This window comes from Stenotrophomonas sp. TWI587 (assembly GCF_039674145.1).
Taxonomy (GTDB): Bacteria; Pseudomonadota; Gammaproteobacteria; order Xanthomonadales; family Xanthomonadaceae; genus Stenotrophomonas; species Stenotrophomonas maltophilia_AY.
On sequence record NZ_JBDJMW010000027.1, the window covers coordinates 1 to 384 of the forward strand.

1 tRNA gene is annotated in these 384 nt (G+C 58.6%); it reads left to right on the forward strand.

The features are described from left to right. The first annotated feature begins 8 nt into the window (after nt 1-8). Nucleotides 9-95, forward strand: a tRNA-Leu gene (locus ABE464_RS19050). The last annotated feature ends 289 nt before the right edge of the window (nt 96-384 follow it).

Genomic DNA, 384 nt, shown 5'->3' on the forward strand with positions numbered 1-384 from the left:
CCTGAGTCGCCCAGGTGGCGGAATTGGTAGACGCACTAGCTTCAGGTGCTAGCGGGGGCAACTTCGTGGAGGTTCGAGTCCTCTCCTGGGCACCATGACTCAGAAAATGATCAAACCCGCGCAAGCGGGTTTTTTCGTTTCTGCGGTTCGTCAATGCGCGACTCTGCCCTGCGTCGATGCGCAACGCACGATGTGCGTGGCATCAACACCCCGATGACGCGGCGACTGACGTCTGACGAAAATTTACCGCGCGATCCTGTTGACACGATCACAGTTCTCCCGCAGAATTCTCCTCCTGAGTCGCCCAGGTGGCGGAATTGGTAGACGCACTAGCTTCAGGTGCTAGCGGGGGCAACTTCGTGGAGGTTCGAGTCCTCTCCTGGG